This window comes from Mycobacterium sp. E1214, from assembly GCF_001666755.1.
Lineage (GTDB): Bacteria > Actinomycetota > Actinomycetes > Mycobacteriales > Mycobacteriaceae > Mycobacterium.
This window is the reverse complement of record NZ_LZJC01000011.1, coordinates 1-1,241: the sequence shown is the minus strand read 5'-3', so window position 1 is coordinate 1,241 and position 1,241 is coordinate 1. Positions and strand designations below refer to the sequence as shown.

At 65.9% G+C, this 1,241-nt stretch carries 1 protein-coding gene and 1 pseudogene; both read left to right on the top strand.

Annotation, left to right across the window (positions count from 1 at the left end; genetic code table 11):
• Nucleotides 1-538 precede the first annotated feature (538 nt).
• A complete protein-coding gene (locus A5700_RS00880; RefSeq protein WP_068071300.1) occupies nt 539-838 on the top strand; it encodes a PE family protein in 300 nt (99 codons plus the stop codon).
• 326 nt (nt 839-1,164) lie between these two features.
• Nucleotides 1,165-1,241 (top strand): annotated as a pseudogene (locus A5700_RS24820) (WXG100 family type VII secretion target); the annotation flags it as partial.

Below are 1,241 nucleotides of genomic sequence, written 5' to 3'. Positions count from 1 at the left end.
GCCGGACCCAAGTACGGATTCCGCCCCACCGTCATGGCCCGCCCACCCTTCGCCGGCTAGGGCAGCCGCATGACCCGCCTCGCCGCCGAATCGTCCTGGTCGAAGGCGTTATAGGCAGCCGATGAACCTTACGCCGCCCCGATCGCCGTGCGCGCCGTCGCGTGCCGGCGAACGAGGCTGGCGCCCCGCCGAGATGCCCGAAAGGAGGATGCCGGGCCGCCTCGCGTGGCGACGCAACGGCGCGCAGCGCACGCACACCGATATTCCGCAACCGGATTATTTGGCGGCCCCCGCGACCGGAGCAGTGGACGCTGCCGCTTACCTGCTGCTTTTCCGACCGGCGGCGGTTATCATTTTCCGTAACCGTCCTGAGATGACCGGCAGTCCTGGTCGGCCGCTGTTACCGTCTCGTTACCAAAAATGAATTCGCCGTACCGCTACGTGAACAGTTGCAAACTGGCGGCTTCCGTAATTACCCCGGACGTCGCCGTCATCTACTCTCTTGCAGAGTCGGGGAATGAAATAGGAGGGATCAAGTATGTCGTTCGTGACCACACAGCCTGAGGCTTTGTCAGCGGCAGCAGGGAACCTGCAGACCATCGGTTCCACGCTGAGCGCTCAGAACGCCGCGGCGGCGGGCCCGACGACGGGAGTGGTGCCCGCTGCAGCCGACGAGGTGTCGGCGCTGACCGCAGCGCAGTTCGCCGCCCACGCGCAGGTCTACCAGGCCGTCAGCGCCCAGGCCGCCGCGATTCACGAGCTGTTCGTGAACACGCTGTCGACCAGCGCCGGTTCCTACGCCGCCACCGAGGCGGCCAACGCAGCCGCCGCGGGCTGACCGAATCGGCGGTCGGGGTGTCGGAGCGGGTCGTCGTCGACGTGCGTTCCACCTCGATCGCCCTGCGGGAGATCTTTCCGGCGCCCGATGCGGGGGCCGGAAAGACGCCCGGAATAGCAACGGCCACTCCGTCAACTCCAACGCCGCAGTTCGGGTTTGACGACCGTCTCACCGTGTCACAACGCTCGGCGGCCGCCGGCTGACGGGGAAGGGGGACCAGTCGCTAGGCATCCGGCTTGGCGGTCGCGCAACGCGTAACCGGTCCGGCCATACGTCGTTACATCACCACCACCAGCAGTAACTACCTATAAAAGGAGACAGCCAAGATGGCTACACGTTTTATGACCGACCCGCACGAGATGCGTGCGATGGCGGGCCGTTTCGAGGTTCACGCTCAGACGGT